Consider the following 22,016-nt stretch of genomic DNA (forward strand, 5'->3'; position numbering starts at 1 on the left):
TGACAGCTTGGGCAAGCTAGGCGGGTCCGTAAGAGACCGTCAGCGTCGCGACAATCAGGCAATCGCTGAATTAGAGAGCTTTGGGGAGAAGGGGAATTGCCAAGGGATCATCTCATCGGGGACCTCTATGAGGCCGCAGTCCGGGAGGACGGCTTTCTGGAGGTGTTTCAGACAGTCGCCGAATCATTGGGCGCCAATGTATTCCATATGTTCAGCTGGGATGCACTGCGCAACGCCCCGCGTCTGTCCATCTACACGCCCGACAGGGACTGGGATGCCATCGTCGAGAGTTACGATCAGTACTACGGCGCATTGGATCCACGGCGCAGCTTTGTCGAATCCGCGGCCCTAGGCGAATTTGTCTGCTGCCAGGACCGCCTTACCGAGCAAGACGTTGCGCGCAGCGAGTTTTTCCAGGACTACCAGCTTCCGTCAGGGTTGCGCTATCTGCAGGGCGTACGCCTGGCTCGCGCCGGCAGTGATGACATTCTGCTGGGCTTGCTGCGAGCGAAAGACAGGCCGCCATACACACTGGAAGAGCGCGCCGCGGCGGCGGGCCTGGTCGGGCACCTGCAGCGCTCCATCAACCTCTGGCAGGACGCCAGGATCCTGCATCGCGACGCCGCGCTTGGCAATGAACTGATGGAGCAGCTGGGCCTTGCGGTGTTCACGCTGGACAGGCGTTTTCGGCTGGTCTTTGCCAACCAGGCTGCCGAAACGATGCTGCGCGCAAGCGCCTGTTTGAAACTGGAGCATGGGCGCCTGGCCGCGGCCACAGCCGCCGAGAATGATGGCCTGCAGGCGGCCATGGCGCGCGTGGGAAAGACGCGCAAGGGCGAAAGCCCGGCGTTGCGGGCCGCATCGGGAGCCTCTCCCGAAATATTCCTCAACATCGCATGCGTTCCCGGCCAGGACACGCGCGCGGCGTTTGGCGATGCAACCCTCCTGGTTACAGCCAGGCGGCGCGGCACGGCGCCGCTGGTAACCGCAAGACAGTTGCAGGGGGCCTTCAGGCTGTCAGCGGCCGAGGCGGCTGTGGCTGAAGCGTTGATTTGCGGCAAGACCCCTGACGAGTACGCCGCCAGCGCCAGGGTCTCGCTCGCCACCGTGCGTACGCAGTTGCGGGCGATTTTCGACAAGACAAACACGCGATCCCAAGCGGAAGCCGTTGGGGCAATGCTGTGGGTGCTGTCGCAGGCGGGGGGTGATCGCTAGGATGGCCTGATGCCGGGGCGCCCGCATCGCCGCGCGTGCCTCCTTCATCCATGTAAAAGAACCGACACGCCGCTCGCCAGAGTAAGGGGGCCCGAGACTCCCTTGCGCAATCCGTTGGAAAAAGCCGTCCGCCCTATCTTTCCAAGCGAGCGCCAAGCAGAACCCCGATTGCTGCGATAGCAAAGTACATCAGGTTTCCGATACGCAGGCCGGCTGCGCCCACCGAGAGGAATAACCTGCTGGCGGACAGGAAGAACAACGACAGGAAGAAGAGGTTCTGCGCACCCGCACCGCCGTGGCGCGCTGACAGGTAGAAGTTCATGCGTCAGGCAGGAACGTTCGAGCCAAACCGGTGCGAGAATAGCCGTGCCGCATTGATTCAGTGGTCTGAATCCAAAATTAACCTGCGCAGACTCTCTCCGGCCAGTGGCATTTCGTGAAGCCGCTTGCCCGTCGCATCAAAAATCGCATTGGCGATGGCACCGCTGGTCGGCCCCATTGCCGCCTCGGCGACGCCCAGGAACGGACTACCCGACCGGTCGATCAGATGAGTGTTAATGCTCGCGGGCACGGCCGAGAAGCGCATGATCGGGTAGCTGCTCCAGTCAAAGCTTCTGATTTTTTCCTGATCGTATTTCAGCTCCTCATAAAGCGTCCAGCTGGCGGACTGAATAATACCGCCCTCGATCTGGTTGTGGATGCCGTCCGGATTGACGATCTGGCCGCAATCGACCGCCACCTCCGCACGCTCGAGTCGCACATCGCCGGTGGCCTTCTCAACGTAGACTTCGACAGCAATCGCGACATAGCCCATCAGATTCTTGTACTTCGCAAAGCCGAATCCAACCCCGTATCCAGGCTTGCGTGGTGGGCGAGGCCATCCGAACTTTGCTGCCGCGAGACGAATGACATCCTGTGCCCGTGAATCGTCGAGATGCTTCAGGCGAAATGCCACCGGATCGATGTGCGCCGCTGAGGCAAGCTCATCCATGAAGCTTTCGATGGCGAACACGTTGGTATGCGCCCCGAGTGATCGCATCGCCGACGTGTTGAGGGGCATGGTCGGCGAGAAATTGTTGACTACCTGAATGTTCGGGAGCTTGTAAAGGGGTATCGCATTTCTGTCCCCTCCCCCTTCCGGCTGACGCATCGGCACGGAAGGCGCCGAGACAAAAGGCCTGGCAAGCAACCGCGCCGGGACCAGACGTCCGGCATTCACTATACGCTCGTTGTGGGAACTGCTCCAAAGCGCATACGTCCAGTTTACGATCGCACCACTGGCGTCAATCGATGCGCTTAACTCACTGACCATCGCCGGTGTGAAGTGGTCCCACATATGCTCCTGGTCTCTCATCCACTGGAGACGCACCGCCCTGCCGGGCAATTCGCGGGCGAGCAGCGCGGCATGCGCCGCCGCATCATCGGCGCCATTGTGCCCATAGCAGCCGGATCCCTCCACATGGATGCAGCGCACTTTGTCCTTCGGCATGGAAAGCATCTCGGCTAGCGCGTCGCGCAACGGATAGACGCCTTGCGAGTGCGTCCATACGGTCATACGACCGTTCTCGAAGCGCGCAATGGAGCAGGACGGCCCGATCGAGCCATGCATCAGGTAACGCTTGGCAAACCTGGCGCTAAGGGTTTTTGCCGTCGGGGGAGATGGCGACTTTGTGTTGGCGACCTCTATCCTTTCGGTTGCAATTGACTTGAGCTCTTGATGCACGGTGGAAGGGTCGGGAAGCTTCCGACCGGGACTCCAACGGCTGCCCGCAGACAGCTTCCGCTGCGCCTCCACGGCCTGCCATTCGCCTTTTGCCACCACCGCCAGCAGATCGCCGTCCCTGACGATTTTGAGCACGCCAGGCAGGCGCATTACCTCGTCTTCGTTTATCCCGAGCAATCTGGATCCATAGGAAGGCGGCAGCACGGCACGGGCATGGATCATGTTGTCCATTTGCATATCCTGGACGTAACTGGCAGCCCCGGTGACCTTACCGGGGATATCCAGTCGTTGCACGGACGTGCCTATCACCCGAAACGTCGAAGGGTCCCTTAGCGGCGATGTCCTGGTGGCCTTCCGGTGCAGGTTCACGGTCTGCACGAGTTCACCGAAAGTGAGTGAGCGTCCGTCCGGGGCGCTGACCCTGGCATCCGCCACGGTCAACCTGGCCCGGTCCACGCGAAGCCGCCTGGATGCAGCCTCGACAAGCAGTCCCCGCACCTGGGCCGCGGCATTCAGCAGCGCGCTGCCACTGTCGGCCATCGTATGGCTGCCAGCTGTCAGTCCCTCGTCCGGGGAGGCGCCAGTGTCTGCCGTCAGGAAGGTGATCAAGGATGGCGCCATATTCAGCTCTTCCGCGGCGACCTGAAGCAGTGCCGTGCGCACCCCGGTACCAAGCTCGACCTTTCCTGTGTATACGGTCACCTTGTTGTCCGGCGCGATCTTGATCCACGCATCGAGGAACGGATTGGTCTTCAGGCTCCCGGCCAGCGTCTCCAGTTCTCTGGATACGTACACCGCCGCGCCTTCGTCGGCAATGACTTTCTGAGCCCTGGAATTAGCGCCCGGCAGGAGACTGAAGCCGACAACCAGCGACCCCGAGATCAGGAAGCTCCGCCGACTTTGATCGAAATCGTTGTCGTCGGTACTCATCACGCGCCTCCCACCTTGCCGTGGCGCCCCTTCCCCTGCGTGTTCACAGCGGCTCGGATCGCCGCCAGAATCCGCATATGCGTGCCGCAACGACAAAGGTTCGGTTCCATATGCGCCCGCAACTCCGCTTCCGTCGGCCTGGGGTTCTGCTCGAGCAGTGCCTGTGCGCGCATGATCATGCCCGCGATACAGTAGCCGCACTGCGCTGCCTGATGATCAATAAAGGCCTTTTGCAACGGCCCGGGCTTCTCTTTGGTGCCGAGGCTTTCAATGGTTCGCACCGGCCGGCTGCCAATGGCGGAAACGGGCATCAGGCAGGAAAAGACCGGACGGGCGCCCACGATCACAGTGCATGCGCCGCATTGGCCAAGGCCACAGCCGAACTTCGCACCATGGAGTTGCAGTTCATTACGCAGGGCGTAGAGCAGCGGCGTGGACGGATCGATGTCGAGATCGTGCCGAACCCCGTTTACGGTGATATTAATCATCTCGAATTGTTCTCCATTCTGATCTCGGACACCGTTTTCGCGACTTCCGTCCATGCCGGCTCCTGAGAATAGGCGGCACGCAGATAGCCCGCAAGATCAGCAAGCTGGTCATCACGCAAGGACTCAGAGAACGGGGGCATGAAATGGATTGACCCCGCGCCTTGCCAAGGGACGCCGTTCATCAACATCTGAATGACATTGCGTGGGCTTCGCGCATTCACGGCCGTGCTGGAGGCAAGCCCTGGACGTCCGCCAATCGCCTGCATCGGTGCGCCATTGCCATGACAGGCGGCGCATGCAGCATTGAAGAGCGCTTCGCCGCGACGCACGCTATCGCCTTCCGGCGGCCTTCCCACATTGGAGACTGGCTGCATGGCGGCCACAGTGCCGGGCTTTTGAATAGAAAGGATGTAGGTCGCGATTGCTTCGACATCGCTCACGGGCACAGTGGCGAGCTCCTGCGTCACCGGGAGCATTGGACCTGCTGCGGCACCATGCTCGCTGGCGCGGCCGGTGCGAAGGTAAGTCACGAGCTGCGCCTTGGTCCAGGGGACTACCGCACTGCCCAGCGCATCCAGCGCCGGTGCCTCCCAACCGTCGACCAGCCCTCCCCCGAAGGCCTTTCCGGACTTCTCGCCACCAATCAGGTTGAGGGGCGAATGGCACGCCGCGCAATGTCCGGTGCCGTCGACCAGCATGCGCCCCCGGTTCCACTCTGCGCTCTCGGATGGCTCGGGCTTTTGTTCCCCTGGTTTCAGGAACAGGACGTTCCAGAAGGCCACAAACGGCCGAAAGTTAAGGGGAAAGATCAGATCATTGTCCGGAGCTTTTGCTTCAACCGGATCCAGGCTCATCAGGTAGGCATAGGCTGCGGCAATGTCGCCGTCCGACATCCTGGTGAAGTGAGTGTATGGGAATGCCGGATAAAGTTGATGACCATCGCGCGCTATGCCACGACGCATCGCTCGCGTAAATGCCTCCAGGGACCACGAGCCAATGCCCGTGGCGGCGTCAGGGGTGATGTTGGTCGAATAGATCGTGCCAAAGGGCGTCTCCAGCGGCAAGCCACCAGCAAACGGTTTCCCGCCCTTGGCGGTATGGCAAACGAAGCAATCACCAAGTGCGACGACCCGAGCGCCATAAATCCTCGTCTGACTGTCCCATGAACTGACCGGCGGTGCAGGCACGCTGGCAAGGGTCGGCTCCCACATGTTTACTGCTGCAGCACTGCAGGCCACCACCGTGGCGCTCAGTGCAGCTATTAGCAGATTCCTCTTTCTCATCGCTGCACCATTGGAGATCAACACTTCACTCGATGTCAATTTGCCGGCAGCACCCCCGATGTGCCCGCCATGGGCCAGCAACGATACGCGCTGTCGCTCAAAGGGAGGACGGGCGCCTCAGACACCCGCTCGCCTGACACAACCCTGGGCGCGCCTCCCGAGCGAGCTTTCAGCCATTCTAGTAGCGCACCGCGGCTGCAAAGCATTGCTTGGCACGCAAAGGTCGGTTGCGCGGGCACCCTCTTCCGATCTGTCATGACCATGCCTATGCTTGCCCCCACACTCCCTTGTCAGGGGCAGCCGACTTTCTGGATGAGATTTGACATGACCGACGATCTGATATGCCCATGGCCCCCAGGCGCGCTCGCGAGCTTGACTCGCATACGCGCTGGCTTTCGCTTCAGTGCCGGCGCGGTGAGGTCCGTGCTATGACTTCGCACAAGCGTCGACGGGCCATTGTGATCGGCGGCTCGCTGGGGGGACTGTTCACTGCATCTGTGCTGCAGGCGATCGGGTGGGAAGTGGCCGTATTCGAGCGCTCTCCCGGGCAGTTGGAAAGCCGGGGCGGCGGATTGGTCCTGCAACCGGACGTACTGGAAGCGTTTCGATTTGGCGGCGTCCGGAGGCCGCCGGAAATGGGAGTTCGGTCGAAGTATCGAATCTTCCTGGACCCTCATGGCGAGATTGTCGAGCGGCTGCTTATGCCGCAAACGCAGACTGCATGGAGCATCCTGTACAGTCTTCTCAAGGAATCGCTGCATCCCGGCCTGGTTCATGCTGGCGAGGCACTTGTCCGTCTCGAGCAGCTTGGAGATGAGATGCTGGCAACCTTTGCGAGTGGCCGGGTGGAGCGTGCTGACCTCCTGGTAGGTGCCGACGGGCCCCGTTCCACCGTACGGCAATGGTTGTCACGGGGCGATGCGCCGGCCTATGCGGGCTATGTCGCGTGGCGCGGGCTGCTGCCTGAGGGAAGCCTCGATCGGGAGGTTACAGCACGCCTTACCAATGCGTTTGCATTTCAGCAAGGCCCGGATCATCAAATGCTGACCTACCTCATTCCAGGCGAAGACGGCTCCATACGCCCGGGCGAGCGGCGCCTGAACTGGGTGTGGTACCGCAACCTGGCCGCAGGGCGATGCTGGATGCGGCCCTGACGGACCGGGACGGCCGTCGGCGCTCCCACTCCATCCCGCCGGGCGCGCTGAAATATCTCCATGGCGACGCGTTGAGGAAGGCAGCAAGCCTGAGTCTGGCGCCCGTCTTCCAGCGACTGCTGCTGTCGACAAAGGAGCCCTTCATGCAGGTCATCCAGGATTATCAGGCTCCAAAGATGGTCTTTGGACGCGCGATCCTGCTTGGCGACGCAGCCTTCGTCGCCCGGCCCCATACCGGGGCCGGTGCGGGCAAGGCAGCCGCCAATGCCCTGGCACTCGGCAAGGCGCTGCGTGATACAGGAACGGACATAGATATAGGCCTCGCGACTTGGCAGCAAAGCCAGTGGGCAGAGGGCAAGCGCATGGCCCAATGGGGCATGTCGTTGGGCAGCACGATCATGGGGTTGTAGCAGGTAGCGGGCCACACGATGGCCAGTAGACGGGGCGCTTAGCCTGAGCCTACCACCATGCAACGGCTCGTCATTGGTGCAATCCGGCGACCGCGTGAGCGTGCCGCCAGCATGGACTACATTCAGCCAGTGGCTATGCCTGAGAACTCAAAGGTTCAGCAGACGTGCCGCGTTGCCCCCAACGACCATGCGCTTCTGGTCATCAGGCAGAGCGAGACGATCCAGGAAGCGCACGGGTTGCTCATAGCCCATGTCGAAGCAATAGTCGCTGCCCAGCACGAGGCGGTCCGCCCCAATGTTCCGAATGAGAAAGTCAAGGGTTGGGCCGGAGTGCGAGATCGTATCGTAGCTAAACCGGCGCAGGTAGCTGCTGGGCTTCTGTGCCAGGCGCTTCGTTTCCGAACGCATCGACCAGCCCGCATCTATCCGCCCGACAAGGATTGGCAGAGCGCCACCCGCGTGAGGCAGAGAGAAGTGCAACGCGGGATACTTGTCCAACACCCCGCCCAGAATCAGATGGGACGCAGCGATCGCGGTATCAAACGGATTGCCGAGCAAGTTGCTCAAATAGAAGTCGGCCAGTCGCGCGCCGCCGACTGTTTGCTGGGGATGAAGAAAGATCGGCAGATTCAGCTGCTCGATGCGCTTGAATATCGGCGAAAACAACGGGGCATCGAGGTCACGATTGTTGATGTTCGTTCCCATGTAGATGCCGCGCACGCCCGGTAATCCCGCCGCAAATTCAAGTTCATCGATCGCGTCGTTCGCATTCAGCATCGGCAGCGTTGCCAGTACGACAAACCTGGTGGGATGCTTCCGGTGGACATCGGAGGCCGCGGTGTTCCATGCTCTGGCGAGCTTTGCATTGAGTGTGCGATCGGCCCAGTAGACCATTGGCACACTCAGGGAGATGGCCTGGACGTCGACCCCTGAATTGTCCATGTCCCGGACGCGTTGCTCCACGTCGATAAATTTCATGGGCAGGGGCCCCAGTCCGCCGGCAGGCGTCTGGAACGTGAAGGAGTCGTCGTTGCGGAAAAAGTGGCCGCCGAACTGCTTCCCTTCACCACCCAGAAGCCCCAGGAAGCTTTCGGAATAATAGTGCGCGTGTATGTCGATCGAAAGCGGTTTGCCGGTGCTCGCAGCGGCCGTGGACGGCTGCGAAGCCAACGCTGGCAATCCTGCCATCATGCCCGCGGCGATTGCACTCACCGAACCAAGCAGTCGACGCCGGTTGGGCGATACGCAGCAAGGACAATCCATGTCTCTGTCTCCTTTTATTGTTGAAGTTTCAAGCACCACTTGCCTTCATCCGGCCTATTCCGGCGTGTGGCCAGCGCGACTTGGAGGGCGCTGACCATGCATACGCGGAGTACAACGCCAGTCAATTTATCGAATGATTATTTGCGTGGCAGTGTAGGACGGTGGGCTCCAATCAGAAAGCGCAGAAAGATCGGGGATTACCCTATTGTCGCGGCTCGATGTGCGCCGGCGGCGGGGATCGGCGCCAGGACGCGGCCCGATAAGAGTCCAGCTACGCTCTCTTGGTCGCACACCAGCCGATAGCACCTAGGGTAAATCCTCACACGCATCACGCTTGGCCCTCCGAACCAGCTCGCCTACAATTTATCTATCGATCACTTATCGCTCGATAAATAGCAGAGGCAACCATGGCAATTACGAAACTAGCGCACTACTCGATCCGCACCACGGACCTCGACCGGTCGTGCGCCTTCTATCAACGCATTCTTGGTTTCCGTCAGGGATATCGCCCGCCGTTCGATTTCCCCGGCACCTGGCTGTACCTGGGAGATGACGAAAGCGAGTTCGGCGTGGTGCACATCATCGGCGTCGATCCAGACAACCTCGGCGGCCTGAGTGCCTATCTGGGTGACCGTCATCTCCCGGTTTCCGGCACCGGCACCGTCGACCACATCGCCTTCCTTGCCACCGGTGTTCAGGAAATGTGGGCGAAGCTGAAAGCCGAAGGCATGGCCTGGCGCGACCGCACGGTGCCGAGCCTCGGCCTGCACCAGGTGTTCATCGAAGACCCGTCTGGCGTCACCATCGAGCTGAATTACCCCGCCGCAGAAGTCGCGGGCCTTGACATCCCAGGTGGCAGCGCGACTGCGCACAGCATGGCAGTGACAGGAGAATGATCATGACAATGTTTTCCAGGCAGCCCAAGGCGATCGTAGTGGGTGGCTCGCTGGGCGGGCTCTTTGCGGCCAATCTTCTGTCTCGCGACGGCTGGGACGTCGAAGTCTTCGAGCGTGTTCCTGAAGCGCTCGCAGGCCGCGGTGCCGGCATTGTCACGCACCCCGAGTTGTTCGAAGCGCTGGCCGCGGCAGGTGTCCAGGTCGACGATTCGATCGGTGTGCGCGTGCAGTCGCGCCTGACGCTGTCACAGGACGGTTCAGTGCTCTCGCAGCGAGAAATGCCTCAGACGCTGACGGCGTGGGGCAAGATGTATCAGGTGCTGCGCGCAGCCTTCCAATTGGGTTGCTATCGACCGGGGGGAAACGTGGTTTCCGTCGAGAGCGAGCCGGGTCGTGCCGTCGTGACCCTCGATGATGGCTCCGCGCATTCTGCCGATCTTGTCATTGCCGCCGACGGTTTTCGCTCCGCGCTGCGCGAGCGTCTGCTGCCTCATGTCCAGCTCCAGTACGCGGGCTACATTGCGTGGCGCGGCCTGGTGGACGAAATGGCGCTCAGCGAGTCCACGCGGGATGCGCTGTTCGAAAAGTTCGCGTTTTGCCTCCCACCGCACGAGCAGATTCTCGGCTACCCGGTGGCCGGCCAAGACAACAGCACCCAGCCCGGCGAGCGACGCTATAACTTCGTGTGGTATCGCGCCACCAGCGAGGACATCGATCTGCCCAATCTGCTGACCGACGCCAGCGGCAAGCGCTGGTCGGGTGGTATTCCCCCTACGCTGATCCGCCCCGAGGTGCTCGCGGACATGGAAGAAGCGGCGCTGACCCTGCTCGCGCCCCAGTTTGGCGAAGTCGTGACAAAGGCCGCGCAACCGCTGTTCCAGCCAATCTTTGATCTTGAAGTCCCGCGCATGGCGTTCGATCGCGTCGCGCTGTTGGGCGATGCCGCCTTCGTGGCGCGACCCCACTGCGGTATGGGTGTGACCAAGGCTGCAGGCGATGCCATGGCACTGGTGAAGGCGCTGCGGGCTCACGACACCGTGCCGGCGGCGCTCGAAGGCTACAGCGCTGAGCGCGTTCAGGTGGGGGCGGCGATCGTCCAGCACGCCCGCCACCTCGGCGCCTACATGCAGGCCCAGCTCAAGGACGAGACCGATCGCCAGATGGCCGAGCGCTATCGCACGCCGGAAGCAGTCATGCGCGAGACGGCGGTGTCGACGCGATTCTGATCGCATTACCGCATACCGCTATCCCCGGCGGCGGTGCTCTGCCAGCCAGTTACGCTGCCGCCAACAATAGAGAAGATCCGTCCAAATGGAGACAAGCATGGAACACCTTGCCGCAACGTATCCGCCAAGCGGTGATGAGGCAACATCGACGCCGCTTCCCCCACCCAATCCGGTGCTCAGCAACCCGGCATTCCAGGCGCTGGTCCGCGCGCGCCGCAGCTTCGCGTATACGCTTACGACTCTCATGCTGGCGGTGTACTTCGGGTACATCCTCACGCTCGCCTTCAACCCGGCGCTGCTCGGACGTCCATTGACGCCGGGACAGCCAATGTCCATCGGCATTCCGATCGGATTCGGCATGTTCGCGATCACCTTCTTCCTCGTCGCCCTGTATGTCCATCGTGCCAACACCGTGCATGACGCGATGATTCACGCGATTCGCGAAGGGGCGGAAAAATGAAGCGACTCTCACTGTTCATTGCATTGTTTTCGGCCACCTTGCCAGCCATCGCCGCCACACCGACGGTCGGCCAGGGGCTGAACGTCATCGCCATCGTGATGTTTCTGGTCTTCGTCGCCTCAACGCTGCTGATTACGCGCTGGGCCGCCAGGAACACCCACAGCGTTGCAGATCACTACGCCGCGGGGGGCAAGATCACCGCCATGCAAAACGGCTGGGCCATCGCCGGCGACTATATGTCCGCCGCGTCCCTGCTCGGCATCTCCGCACTTGTCTTCACCAGCGGCTATGATGGTCTGATCTATTCGATCGGCTTTCTGGCAAGCTGGCCCATTATCCTGTTCCTGATTGCAGAGCCACTGCGCAACCTGGGCCGGTTTACCCTGGCCGACGTGGTCTCCTACCGCTTGCAGCAACGCCCGATCCGCGCGTTCTCGGCGTCGAGCTCGATCGTCATCGTGCTGCTTTACCTGGTTTCGCAAATGGTGGGCGCGGGCAAGCTGGTGGAGCTGCTGTTCGGCTTCAACTACACGGCGGCAGTAGTGCTGGTCGGTGTGCTGATGGTCATCTATGTCTTTTTCGGCGGCATGCTGGCGACGACGTGGATCCAGATCATCAAGGCTGTCCTCCTGCTGGCAGGCGCGGGATTCATGGCGTTCATGGTGCTGGGCCGCTTTGGCTTCAGCCTCAATACCTTGTTCGCCGAGGCTATCGCGGCCCACGGCAAGCACGCCGCGATCATGAGTCCGGGAGGCCTTGTCTCCGATCCGGTCTCGGCCGTCTCCCTCGGGCTCGCGCTAATCTTCGGCACAGCGGGACTACCGCATATCCTGATGCGCTTCTTTACGGTCGCTGACGTCAAGGCGGCGCGCAAGAGCATCCTGTATGCGACCGGCATCGTCGGGAGTGGCTACGCGCTGATCATCATCATCGGCTTCGGCACGATTGCGCTCGTTGCCAACGACCCGCTGTATCACAACGCCTCGGGCGCGGTAATCGGCGGCGTCAACATGGTCGCCGTGCATCTGGCGCATGCCGTAGGTGGCAACGTCTTCCTTGGCTTCATCTGCGCGGTGGCATTCTCTACCATCCTGGCGGTGGTTGCGGGCCTGACGCTGGCTGGCTCATCGGCCATCTCCCATGACCTTTATGCCAAGGTGCTGCGCCAGGGCACGGCGACGGACAAGGACGAAATGCGGGTGTCGCGCATGACGACACTGGTGCTCGGGGTGTTGTCGATCCTGCTGGGCATCCTTTTTGAGAAGCAGACCATCGCTTTCATCGTCAGCCTGACGTTCTCCATCGCCGCCAGTTCTAACTTTCCCGTGCTGCTGCTCTCCATTTACTGGCGCGGGCTGACCACGCGGGGTGCCGTCGTCGGCGGCTCGCTCGGCTTGTTGACTGCGGTGCTGCTGACGGTGCTGAGCCCGACGGTCTGGGTCCAGGTGCTGGGACACGCGAAGGCGATCTATCCCTACGAATATCCGGCGCTGTTCTCGATGCTGGTCGCGTTTGCGGGAATTTACGTCTTCTCTGTGACTGACAAATCCGCTCGCGGCGCGCGGGAGCGCGGTGCCTTCCGCAATCAGCTGGTGGATTGCGAGCTGGGCTTGATCAAGCGTCAATAAGCGGGGGCTGCGGCGGAGTGTCCGGCGCCAGTTCCGCCGGACTCCCATCACCGCGGCGGAGGGCTAGCCGTGCACGCCCGGGCTGATTCGGCATATTCCAATTTATCACTTGATTGGTACAATGGAAGCGGCAACCCCCATCCGGGGCTCTGCACAGGTGAACAAATGGAACGAGGCGCCACCACAGCCAAGCACGGCATACCGGCCAAGCCCGGCAAACGGCTGCTCCCGGAAGAGCGGGAACAGCAGATTGTCCAGAAGGCCATCGAGCATTTCACCCGGAATGGTTTCTCCGGCAGCACCAGGGAGCTGGCGAAGCAGATCGGCGTTACGCAGCCGCTGCTTTACCGCTATTTCGAGAGCAAAGATGCCCTGATTGAGCGCGTCTACAATGAGGTCTTCCAATGGCGGCCAGATTGGGAGCGGCAAATCGCCGACCGGTCTACTCCGCTGGCGCAGCGGCTCTACGCCTTCTACCTCGACTATGCGTCAGTGATCTTGCGCGAGGAGTGGATCAGGATCTTCATTTTCGCCGGCCTGACGCGCGAAGGCATCAACAACAAATACCTCAGCAAGCTTCGCAGCAAGGTCTTCCTGCCCGTGCTGGCCGAAGTCCGGGCAGAGTACGGTATCCCGGAACCGCGCAGCGCCGCCGAGCTTGATGCCGAGGTCGAGATGATCTGGAGTCTGCACGCCGCCATCTTCTATCTGGGCGTGCGCAAATGGGTCTACGGGCTCAAGGTCCCGGCTGACCTGGGCGGCGTTGTGCGCCAGAAGGTCGATATTTTTCTGCAGGGCGCGCCCGCCGTCATGCTGAGCCTTCGGCGTCCGGTCGCCTGATGCCGTCGCATGCCGCATAGCGTAAGCGCATTGCCAGTGCGGATGTCTGAACCGCCTGAACGCCCTCCCGTCAGACCAACGCTTCGTGCAGCCCACCATCAACGAGACGGGAGGCAGGATCTTGTCAACGGCGACAGGCGGCGTGATACGCTTTCCTGAGGGTCCACGCCGATCCCTGCCACCCGGAGTGCTCTGACATGGACAAGCTGCTGGCATTGAGAGTTTTTGTCGAGACTGTCGACGCCAAGGGCTTCTCTTCTGCGGCCAGACGGTTGAGCCTTGCCACCTCGTCCGTGACGCGCATGATGGACAGTCTCGAGGAAGATCTCGGTGCGGTCCTATTGAACCGGTCGACCCGGCAGGTCACGGTATCCGCAGCCGGTGCCGCCTACTACCAGCGCGCGCGAAAGATCCTGGATGCCGTTGCGGAAGCGGACGCCCAGATCGCCGACCGCGGCGACACGCCAGTCGGCCAACTGCGCGTCTCGCTGCCGGTTGCGTTCGGGCGGCGTTGCATCGCGCCTTTTCTGGGCGGTCTGCTGGCACGTTATCCCAAGCTCGAGCTGGAAGTGACGCTGACGGACGAGATCGTGGACTTGCTTAGCGAGCGTATTGACTTGTCCATCCGGCTTGGCAGTGCGGCATCGTTGGATGATGTGGTTGCGCGCCAGATCGGCACGTTCCGCCGCAAGGTAGTAGCCAGCCCGGGCTATCTCCTGCGCCACAGCCTGCCCGCAGCACCACTGGACCTGGCGGGGCACGAGTGCTTGCGGTTCAGCTATGACGTGGGGCAGCAAGTCTGGACCTTTGTCCGTGACGGCGAAGAGATGCAAGTCCCCGTTCGTGGCAACTTCAGAAGCAACAATTCCGAGGTACTGCGCGAGCTAGTGATGTCCGAAGCAGGTATCGCGCTGTTGCCGGACTGGCTTGTCGCAGAAGACATCCAACGCGGAAACCTGACGTCGCTCTTCGATGACTGGTCCGTCAACCCGAACCGCGCCACTTCCGCCATCTCAGCACTCTTCCTGCCCAACCAGCGCGGGTCAAGGCGTATTGGCGCGTTTCTCGACTTTCTTGGCGAGATTCCCGGGCCGACTTATCGGGGCAATACCGCACGGTAGTCCCCCGCCACTGCCAGTGCGAAACACTGGCCATGGTGGCACGGAATCCTGTGATGGTACCCGTACCCGGCGCCTGAACCATCGTGCGCCGTCAAGCACTCATCCGGCAGCCGGGGTACCAACCAACGCAACCTCACCTTGCCGCCCACGCAATGCTTCTTTGCGCGGCAGACCGATTCTCCCCGGATGCACCGGCCCCTACTCTGTGAACCATCTCTTCCGAGATCAGGGCACGCCAGGCATCGCCCTGCCGCCCCGCACTGATCGTACCGACTTGATGGAGATTCACCGTGACCAAGCATCTGATGACCCCCGTTCGCATTGGTAACCATACGCTCTCGCACCGCGTCGCGATGGCGCCGTTGACGCGCTCCCGGGCAGGCCAACCGGGCAACGTTCCAACCGCGATGAATGTCGAGTATTACCGCCAACGCGCCAGCGCAGCACTGATCGTCACGGAAGCAACGCAAATCTCACAGCAAGGCCAGGGCTACGCCTGGACGCCGGGGATCCACTCCGAAGAACAGGTGCAGGGCTGGCGTGCCATCAGTGATGCCGTGCATGAGGGCGGCGGCACCATCTTTCTGCAACTCTGGCACGTCGGTCGCGTATCTCACCCGGTCTTCCAGCCTGATGGTGCGCTGCCCGTGGCACCCAGTGCGCTGCCTGTGCCTGGAAAGACGTTCATTCTGGACGAAAGCGGCAACGGTGTCTGGGGCGACGTACCGGTTCCCCAGCCGTTGACCACCTCGGGCATTCGCGACATCGTGGAGGACTACCGGCGTTCCGCCCGCAACGCCATCAGGGCAGGCATGGACGGGGTCGAGATCCACGCCGGCAACGGTTACCTCCTCGACCAGTTCATCAACTCCAACAGCAACACGCGTACTGACGCCTATGGCGGCAGCATCGAGAACCGGTCTCGTCTGCTGCTCGAAGTCGTCGACGCCGTCATTGCGGAAATCGGGGCTTCGCGGGTTGCCGTGCGGCTGACGCCAATGGGCCGCTTCATGGGCATGGGCGATGACACCCCAGAGGCCACCTTCGGCCACATTGTGCGCGCGCTGAGCGAGCGGCGCATGGCCTACTTGCATCTGGTCGAGCCGGCCATGGTCGGAACCGACAAGGACGATGACACCGATCCGCGCTGGGACGCGATCATTCGGCAACTGCGCACGGAATACCGCGGCGTGCTGATGCTCGCTGGCGGCTACGACCGCGACAGCGCGGAACAGGCGCTTGCCGACGGACGTGCGGACATCATCGCCTTTGGCCGTCCGTTCATTGCCAACCCTGACTTGCCAGCGCGCTTCCGGAACGGCTTGCCGCTGAATACGCCCGACACCGCTTCCTTCTTTGGCGGCGGGGCCAGTGGCTACATCGACTATCCGAGTGCTACCTGAGCCAGGCCTGCGTGGGATGCCTGCCCACGCAGGGAACGCGCGCTACCGGGTATCTTTCAGCTACTGCCCGGGCCGGCGAGTCCGCCCGCCGCCGTGACGCCTCGCGCTCGGCAGGTCGACAACGCCCATGCCGGATATTCCCTGGCGCACTGCGTCGACAAAGAGCCGAAGTCTTGCTGGGAGAAGCGGGCATAGGGATAGATCAAGTACATTGGCAAAGGCTCCGCCTGCCATTGCGGCAGAAGGTGCAGCAGCTCGCACTCTTTGTGAATCGGGCTTCGTGGCGTGCCTGGTGGAAGACATGTGGCGCAAGGCAGACACGCGAACCGTTAAGGCGTCCACGTGGCAAAATTGCTTCACTCGGCCGCCGTGACCAGCTCACTGGTACGACAGTTGCGGAGACATTGGTTCGATGCATCCGGTCCGGAAACACCGGCAGTTATCGACTTGAGAGCGGAACACGGCAGATGAACTCATTGTTTTCCTTCGGCACTGAGACGGGCGTCGGCTTCCAGGTCGCATGGGAGGACGGCGATCGCGTTGTCGGTCGAGGCTGGCTCCTCGGTCCGGAAGGCGAGCCGAAGGCTATGCTGGCTGTGTGGCCCGCAGCCGAGCACCCGCCCCCCTCTACCCTCGCTCGCCTCGCACACGAATACGGCTTGAAGGGTGAGCTGGACGGCAGTTGGGCGGTGCGGCCGCTAGCGCTTGTGCGGGAACATGGTCGGACTGTTTTGCTGCTTGAGGACCCCGGCGGCGAGCCACTTGCCGGGCTACTGGGCGCCCCCATGGAGATAGGTCGTTTTTTGCGCCAGGCGATCAGCATCGCCGCGGCCCTGGACCAGCTCCACCAGCGAGGTCTTATTCACAAGGACCTCAAGCCGGCCCATATCCTGGTGAATGATGCCCTTGGCGAGGCGCGGCTGACAGGCTTCGGCATTGCCACGCGCCTGTCGCGCGAGCGCCAGGGACTGGCGCCACCGGAAGAGATCGCCGGCACGCTGGCCTACATGGCCCCCGAGCAGACCGGACGCATGAACCGGCCAATCGACGCGCGCAGCGACCTGTATTCGCTCGGCGTCACGCTCTACCAAATGCTCACGGGCGCGCTGCCCTTTGCCGCCGACGACCCGATGGATCTGCTGCATAGCCATCTCGCCCGGCGGCCAGTACCGCCGGCGGAGCGGGTACCGTCGATCCCGGCCTTGCTCTCCGCCATCGTGATGAAGCTGCTCGCCAAGACGGCGGAGGAACGCTACCAGGCGGCAGCCGGACTGGAGGCCGATCTACGGCGCAGCCTGACCGCATGGGAAAGCCTGGGACGCGTTAACACCTTCCCGCTTGGCGAGCATGACCTGCCTGATCGGCCGTTGATTCCGGAACGGCTCTACGGACGGGAGCGCGAGATTGAGACCTTGCTCGCTGCCTTCGACAGGGTAGTAACCCAGGGCACGCCGGAGATTGTGCTGGTCTCCGGCTACGCCGGTATCGGGAAGACCTCGGTCGTGCTTGCGTTGCGCAGCGCACTGGCTCTCAGGAATGGCCTCTTTGCCTCGGGCAAGTTCGATCAGTACAAGCGCGACATCCCGTATGCGACGTTGGCACAGGCTTTCCAGAATCTGATCCGCCCACTGCTGGGCAAGAGCGAGGCCGACTTGGCGCCCTGGCGCGCCGCACTGGCGCAGGCGCTGGGCCCGAATGGCGGCCTCATGGTGCCGCTCATACCCGAGCTCGGGCTGATTCTGGGGCCGCAGGCGCCGGTTCCGGAGCTGCCGCCGCGCGACGAGCAGCACCGATTCCAGATGGTTTTCCAGCGCCTGCTTGCCGTCTTTGCCCAACCCGCGCATCCGCTGGCACTCTTTCTCGACGACCTGCAGTGGCTGGACGCGGCAACACTCGATCTGCTCGAGTATCTGGCGACCCAGCCGGAGGTACGCCACGTGCTGCTGATCGGAGCCTATCGGAATGACGACGTCAAGCCCGGACATCCGTTGCTACTGCGATTGTCGGCAATCCGCCAGGCCGGGGGGCGGGTAAATGACATCGCACTTTCCCCCCTTGGGTTCGAAGATGTAAGCAGACTCATCGTCGATGCCTTGCATTGCGCACCTGGGGACGCCGCACCTCTGGCCCGCCTGGTGCAGGAGAAGACTGGCGGTAACCCATTTTTCGCCATCCAGTTCCTTACCGCCCTGACCGAAGAGGGGCTGCTTGTTTTCGATCATCGTGGCGCGCGCTGGTCTTGGGACCTTGAGCAGATTCGGTCCAAGGGCTTCACCGACAATGTGGTCGATCTCATGCTCGCCAAGCTGAGGCGCCTTCCAGCGGCGACCCGTAGCGCCCTGAAGCAGTTGGCGTGTCTCGGTAATGACGCGGCGATCGCTACCCTGGCCATGGTCCAGGATGCCAGCGAGGCGGTGCTGGACGCGGCTCTGTGGCCGGCAGTACGCGCCGGACTTGTGTTGCGTTTGGGAAATACCTACCGATTCCTGCACGATCGTATCCAGGAGGCGGCCTACGCGCTGATTCCTGAAGACGCGCGGCCGGCAGCGCACCTCGCTATTGGCAGACGGCTCGCTGCGGGCACGCCGCCTGAGGCAATAGCAGAGCGTGTCTTCGAGATCGTCGGCCAGCTCAACCGTGGCGCCGACCTTATCACCGCGGCCGAGGAGCGAGAGCAAGTGGCCGAGCTGAATCTGCTCGCCGGCCAGCGCGCCAAGGCGTCCACGGCCTACGCCTCGGCGCTGACCTATCTCACCGCCGGTGCAGCGCTCATGCAGGAGGACGCCTGGAAGCGCCGGCCCAAGTTTGCTTTCGCGCTCGAGTTCCACCTCGCCGAATGCGAATTTCTGACCGGCGCGCCGGCCGCGGCGGACGCGCGCCTGGCCGAGCTTGGTGCCGCCAGCCTCCCCGATCTGGCCTCCGTCACCCAGCTGCGGCTGGAGCTGTTTCTGGCCCTCGGCCAGCGCGAGCGCGCCGTCGAGGTGGGCCTCGACTACCTGTACCGCGCCGGCGTCCAGTGTTCGGCACACCCGACAGATGAGGAGGTTCTGCAGGAATACGACCGGATGTGGCGGCAACTTGGCGACCGCCCGATCGAGGCGCTGCTCGACCTGCCGATGATGACCAATGCGGTCGCGTGCGAGACCATGGATGTCCTGACCGCGCTGATGCTCCCGGCCTGGTACACCGACGTGAACCTGGGCTCCCTCATCATCGGGCGGATGGCAAACCTCAGCCTCGAGCATGGCAACAGCGACGCGTCGTGCCTCGCCTATACCTGGCTCGGCATGCTCCTGGGGCCTCGGTCCGGCGACTACAAGGCGGCATTCCGCTTCGGCCAGCTCGGCCTGAACCTGGTCGAGCAGCGCGGGCTGGACCGCTTCAGGGCCCGCGTCTACCAGGCTTTCGGCGGCCACGTGATGCAATGGACGCAACCCATCCGTGCCGCGCGCAGCCTGGTGCGGCGCGCTTTCGACGTGGCCAGCAAGCTTGGTGACCTTACCTACGCGTCCTTCGCACGCAACAACCTCATTACGCAGTTGCTCGCCTGCGGCGATCCGCTTGCCGAGGTGCAGAATGAAGCTGAGGCCACGATCGGCTTCGCGCGCCGCGCGAGCTTCGGTCTCGCCGTCGACCGGGTCACCCCCCAGCTCCAGCTAGCGCGAACTCTGCGCGGACTGACCCCGGTGTTCGGCGTCTTCGATGATGATGATTTCAACGAGGAGCAGTTTGAGCGGTATCTCGATGAGGCTCCGGGCCCCGCCCTCGCCACCTGCTGGTACTGGATCCGAAAACTGCAGGCACGCTTCCTCGCCGACGACCACGCAGCCGCCATAGCGGCGGCGGACAAGGCGGAACGTCTCCTCTGGACATCGCCATCGTTCTTCGAGCAGGCGGAATACCACTTCTACGCAGCGTTGGCGCGGGCCGCATGTTGCGGCACGGCCGCCGCGCCAGAACGGACCCGGCACCTGGAGGCATTGGCCGCCCATCATCGCCAGCTCCTTGTCTGGTCCGAGCATTGTCCGGAGAATTTCGAGAACAGAGCCGCATTGGTTGGCGCGGAAATCGCCCGCCTCGATGGGCGCGAAGTTGATGCAATGCGCCTCTACGAGCAGGCCATCCGCTCCGCGCAGGACAATGATTTCATCCATAACCAGGCACTCGCCAACGAGCTGGCCGCGCGATTCTATGCTGCGCGTGGCTTCGAGAAAATTGCCCGCGTCTATTTGGAGGATGCCCGCCATGGCTATCTCCGCTGGGGCGCCGGCGGCAAGGTGCGGCAACTCGATGCATTGTATCCGCACCTCCGGGGGGAAGAGCGAGCACCCGCACCGACGACGATCGGGGCGCCGGTCGAACACCTGGATCTCGCCACCGTGATTGCCGTGTCGCAAGCCGTGTCCGGCGAGATCGTCCTGGACAAATTACTCGACACACTCATGCGCACCGCGATTGAACAGGCCGGCGCGGTACGGGGACTGCTGATCCTGCCCCGAGGGGCCGAGCAGCGCATCGCAGCAGAGGCTACGACCAGTGGCGATATTGTCACGGTGCAGCTGCGCGACGAGAGCGTGACTGCGACTGCGCTGCCGGTATCGATGCTCCACTATGTCTTGCGCACCCGCGAGAACATCATTCTCGACAATGCCGCGACACAGAATCCGTTTTCCGCCGATCCATACATTCTGCAGCATCATGCCCGATCGATTCTTTGCCTGCCATTGCTCACACAGGCCAAGCTCATCGGGGTGCTCTACCTCGAGAACAACCTCTCGCCACGCGTCTTCGCGCCGAGCCGAACCGCCGTACTGAAGATGCTCGCCTCGCAGGCCGCGATCGCCCTGGAGATTACTTGTTTGTATCGGGATCTCGCACAACGCGAAGCGAAGATCCAGCGCCTGGTTGAGGCCAACATCATCGGGATCTGCATCTGGCACCTGGACGGCCGAATCCTCGAGGCCAATGACGCGTTCCTCCGCATGCTGGGCTACGATCGCGAGGACCTCGCCTCGGCCCCCTTGCGCTGGACGGACCTGACGCCCCCGGATTGGCGCGAGCGTGACGCACGGTTGCTCCAGGACCTTCGGATCAGCGGGACCTTGCCGCCGTTCGAAAAAGAGTTCTTCCGCAAGGATGGAAGCCGCGTGCTCGTCCTGCTAGGGTGCGCGACATTCGAAGAGGGTGGGGACCAAGGTGTCTCCTACATACTTGATCTAACCGAGCGCAAGCGCGCCGAGGAGGCGCTGCACCAGGCACAGGCCGAACTGGCACACGTTACCCGCGTGACGACGTTGAACGCGCTGACCGCGTCGATCGCGCACGAGGTCAACCAGCCACTGGCCGCCATCGTCACCAACGCCAATGCGGCCCTGCGCTGGCTCGCTCGCCAGCCGCCCGATCTCGCCGAGGTGCGAGAGACGTTGGGGCGCATCGTTCAGGATGGCCATCGGGCTGGCGCAGTGATTGGAGGCATGCGTGCGCTGCTTAAGAAGACGGCCGCCGTCACGGCGCGCCTTGACATGAACACCCTTATCGAAGACACGATTGCCCTCATCCAGGGAGAGGTAGGCCGCCATCAAGTCCTGCTCCGGACGGAGCTGGCGCCTGACCTGCCGCCGGTTGTGGGTGACCGGGTGCAGTTGCAGCAGGTGCTCCTGAACCTGATGATGAATAGCATCGAGGCAATGAAAGAGGTGGCAGAGCGGCCGCGGGAACTGCTGATTCGGTCGCGCCTCGACGCATCGGGGGCTGTGCTGGTTGCCGTTCAGGATGCTGGCATCGGGCTGGAGCCGCAAGATCTGGAGCGGGTTTTCCAGACCTTCTTCACTACCAAGGCGGAGGGTCTGGGCATGGGCCTGGCGATCTGCCGGTTGATCGTCGAGGCACACGGAGGGCGGCTGTGGGCGAGCCCCAATGTGCCTTGCGGGGCCGTGTTTCAGTTCACCCTGCCGCCTCAAGACTAGACCGCGGGAG

Annotated in this window: 14 protein-coding genes and 1 pseudogene; 10 read left to right on the forward strand and 5 right to left on the reverse strand. The window is 62.6% G+C overall.

The window, feature by feature from the left end; translation table 11 throughout:
• The first annotated feature begins 96 nt into the window (after window positions 1-96).
• Entirely contained in the window at window positions 97-1,215 is a 1,119-nt protein-coding gene (locus AC1Q7H_RS07220; RefSeq protein ID WP_211979594.1) for a helix-turn-helix transcriptional regulator, read from the forward strand.
• 133 nt (window positions 1,216-1,348) lie between these two features.
• Here AC1Q7H_RS07220 and AC1Q7H_RS07225 read toward each other — a convergent pair whose 3' ends face one another.
• From AC1Q7H_RS07225 to AC1Q7H_RS07240, 4 genes are read right to left on the reverse strand one after another with little or no spacing between them, the layout of a single operon-like run.
• Entirely contained in the window at window positions 1,349-1,537 is a 189-nt protein-coding gene (locus tag AC1Q7H_RS07225; RefSeq protein ID WP_211979593.1) for a hypothetical protein, read from the reverse strand.
• A 57-nt stretch (window positions 1,538-1,594) separates the two neighbouring features.
• Entirely contained in the window at window positions 1,595-3,868 is a 2,274-nt protein-coding gene (locus AC1Q7H_RS07230; RefSeq protein ID WP_211979592.1) for a xanthine dehydrogenase family protein molybdopterin-binding subunit, read from the reverse strand.
• The gene (locus tag AC1Q7H_RS07235; RefSeq protein ID WP_492381080.1) at window positions 3,868-4,356 is read right to left on the reverse strand and encodes a (2Fe-2S)-binding protein; all 489 of its coding nucleotides are present in this window, start codon (window positions 4,354-4,356) and stop codon (window positions 3,868-3,870) included. The genes AC1Q7H_RS07230 and AC1Q7H_RS07235 overlap by 1 nt, the downstream gene beginning before the upstream one ends.
• Complete coding sequence (locus AC1Q7H_RS07240; protein ID WP_211982241.1) at window positions 4,353-5,639, reverse strand: c-type cytochrome; 1,287 nt, start codon at window positions 5,637-5,639, stop codon at window positions 4,353-4,355. Before AC1Q7H_RS07240 ends, AC1Q7H_RS07235 begins: the two co-directional genes overlap by 4 nt.
• Before the next feature lie 428 nt (window positions 5,640-6,067).
• Between AC1Q7H_RS07240 and AC1Q7H_RS07245 the strand changes: the two are divergent.
• Window positions 6,068-7,203 (forward strand): annotated as a pseudogene (locus tag AC1Q7H_RS07245) (FAD binding domain-containing protein).
• 147 nt (window positions 7,204-7,350) lie between these two features.
• On the opposite strand, the gene AC1Q7H_RS07250 reads toward AC1Q7H_RS07245, so the two are convergent.
• Window positions 7,351-8,466: an amidohydrolase family protein gene (locus tag AC1Q7H_RS07250; protein ID WP_211979590.1), complete on the reverse strand. Its 1,116-nt coding sequence runs from the start codon at window positions 8,464-8,466 to the stop codon at window positions 7,351-7,353.
• Between the two features lie 407 nt (window positions 8,467-8,873).
• Between AC1Q7H_RS07250 and AC1Q7H_RS07255 the strand changes: the two genes are divergently transcribed.
• The 8 genes from AC1Q7H_RS07255 (at window position 8,874) to AC1Q7H_RS07290 (ending at window position 22,006) form a co-directional block, all read left to right on the forward strand.
• On the forward strand, window positions 8,874-9,362 hold the full coding sequence (locus AC1Q7H_RS07255; protein WP_211979589.1) for a VOC family protein: 489 nt from the start codon (window positions 8,874-8,876) through the stop codon (window positions 9,360-9,362).
• A gap of 2 nt (window positions 9,363-9,364) precedes the next feature.
• The gene (locus tag AC1Q7H_RS07260) at window positions 9,365-10,588 is read left to right on the forward strand and encodes an FAD binding domain-containing protein (protein WP_211979588.1); all 1,224 of its coding nucleotides are present in this window, start codon (window positions 9,365-9,367) and stop codon (window positions 10,586-10,588) included.
• A gap of 97 nt (window positions 10,589-10,685) precedes the next feature.
• Complete coding sequence (locus tag AC1Q7H_RS07265) at window positions 10,686-11,048, forward strand: DUF485 domain-containing protein (protein ID WP_211979587.1); 363 nt, start codon at window positions 10,686-10,688, stop codon at window positions 11,046-11,048.
• Entirely contained in the window at window positions 11,045-12,676 is a 1,632-nt protein-coding gene (locus AC1Q7H_RS07270) for a cation acetate symporter (protein ID WP_211979586.1), read from the forward strand. The genes AC1Q7H_RS07265 and AC1Q7H_RS07270 overlap by 4 nt, the downstream gene beginning before the upstream one ends.
• Window positions 12,677-12,841: 165 nt before the next feature.
• Window positions 12,842-13,516: a TetR/AcrR family transcriptional regulator gene (locus tag AC1Q7H_RS07275; RefSeq protein WP_211979585.1), complete on the forward strand. Its 675-nt coding sequence runs from the start codon at window positions 12,842-12,844 to the stop codon at window positions 13,514-13,516.
• Window positions 13,517-13,713: 197 nt separating this feature from the next.
• Window positions 13,714-14,637, forward strand: a complete 924-nt coding sequence (locus AC1Q7H_RS07280; RefSeq protein WP_211979584.1) for a LysR family transcriptional regulator — start codon at window positions 13,714-13,716, stop codon at window positions 14,635-14,637.
• A gap of 290 nt (window positions 14,638-14,927) precedes the next feature.
• Complete coding sequence (locus AC1Q7H_RS07285) at window positions 14,928-16,040, forward strand: alkene reductase (RefSeq protein WP_211979583.1); 1,113 nt, start codon at window positions 14,928-14,930, stop codon at window positions 16,038-16,040.
• A gap of 467 nt (window positions 16,041-16,507) precedes the next feature.
• The gene (locus AC1Q7H_RS07290) at window positions 16,508-22,006 is read left to right on the forward strand and encodes a trifunctional serine/threonine-protein kinase/ATP-binding protein/sensor histidine kinase (RefSeq protein WP_492381081.1); all 5,499 of its coding nucleotides are present in this window, start codon (window positions 16,508-16,510) and stop codon (window positions 22,004-22,006) included.
• Window positions 22,007-22,016 lie beyond the last annotated feature (10 nt).

It is taken from the genome of Cupriavidus sp. GW823-FHT06D04, assembly GCF_058795055.1.

What these genes read in the sequence shown, in the direction of transcription:
- AC1Q7H_RS07225 (WP_211979593.1), bottom strand. Translation starts at nt 1,537, where the DNA reads ATGAACTTCTACCTGTCAGCGCGCCACGGCGGTGCGGGTGCGCAGAAC.
- AC1Q7H_RS07230 (WP_211979592.1), bottom strand. Translation starts at nt 3,868, where the DNA reads ATGAGTACCGACGACAACGATTTCGATCAAAGTCGGCGGAGCTTCCTG.
- AC1Q7H_RS07235 (WP_492381080.1), bottom strand. Translation starts at nt 4,356, where the DNA reads ATGATTAATATCACCGTAAACGGGGTTCGGCACGATCTCGACATCGAT.
- AC1Q7H_RS07240 (WP_211982241.1), bottom strand. Translation starts at nt 5,639, where the DNA reads ATGAGAAAGAGGAATCTGCTAATAGCTGCACTGAGCGCCACGGTGGTG.
- AC1Q7H_RS07250 (WP_211979590.1), bottom strand. Translation starts at nt 8,466, where the DNA reads ATGGATTGTCCTTGCTGCGTATCGCCCAACCGGCGTCGACTGCTTGGT.
- AC1Q7H_RS07255 (WP_211979589.1), top strand. Translation starts at nt 8,874, where the DNA reads ATGGCAATTACGAAACTAGCGCACTACTCGATCCGCACCACGGACCTC.
- AC1Q7H_RS07260 (WP_211979588.1), top strand. Translation starts at nt 9,365, where the DNA reads ATGACAATGTTTTCCAGGCAGCCCAAGGCGATCGTAGTGGGTGGCTCG.
- AC1Q7H_RS07265 (WP_211979587.1), top strand. Translation starts at nt 10,686, where the DNA reads ATGGAACACCTTGCCGCAACGTATCCGCCAAGCGGTGATGAGGCAACA.
- AC1Q7H_RS07270 (WP_211979586.1), top strand. Translation starts at nt 11,045, where the DNA reads ATGAAGCGACTCTCACTGTTCATTGCATTGTTTTCGGCCACCTTGCCA.
- AC1Q7H_RS07275 (WP_211979585.1), top strand. Translation starts at nt 12,842, where the DNA reads ATGGAACGAGGCGCCACCACAGCCAAGCACGGCATACCGGCCAAGCCC.
- AC1Q7H_RS07280 (WP_211979584.1), top strand. Translation starts at nt 13,714, where the DNA reads ATGGACAAGCTGCTGGCATTGAGAGTTTTTGTCGAGACTGTCGACGCC.
- AC1Q7H_RS07290 (WP_492381081.1), top strand. Translation starts at nt 16,508, where the DNA reads ATGAACTCATTGTTTTCCTTCGGCACTGAGACGGGCGTCGGCTTCCAG.